This is a genomic window from Neobacillus drentensis (assembly GCF_036966985.1).
Taxonomy (GTDB): Bacteria; Bacillota; Bacilli; order Bacillales; family Cytobacillaceae; genus Neobacillus; species Neobacillus drentensis_E.
Genome location: NZ_JBALSN010000391.1, coordinates 12,537 through 12,771 on the forward strand (window position 1 = coordinate 12,537; position 235 = coordinate 12,771).

A 235-nucleotide genomic window follows, 5' to 3' on the forward strand; every position below is an offset into this window, starting at 1 on the left:
TGTTTGCATGCAGACAACTAACGGCTTTCCAAAAAACATGGTGGTATAAATAATTCCAAAATCATAACGTGTACTTTCCGTGGTAAACCCAATAAACCTAACTTTTGAATTTTCATGCTCATCATAGAGCTTCTCAAAAATTTCCATAAGTTCCTCCTTTTTTAAAAAAGTGATTCTTTAGAATATTATTATAATTCAAATTTAAATAAGAAACAAGAAACTTGTACATTTATTT

1 protein-coding gene is annotated in these 235 nt (G+C 28.1%); it reads right to left on the reverse strand.

The genetic code is table 11. The features are described 5' to 3' along the window. The coding region (locus tag V7659_RS23060; protein ID WP_335542507.1) for an SAV0927 family protein at window positions 1-147 on the reverse strand (147 nt) is incomplete at its 3' end. Window positions 148-235 lie beyond the last annotated feature (88 nt).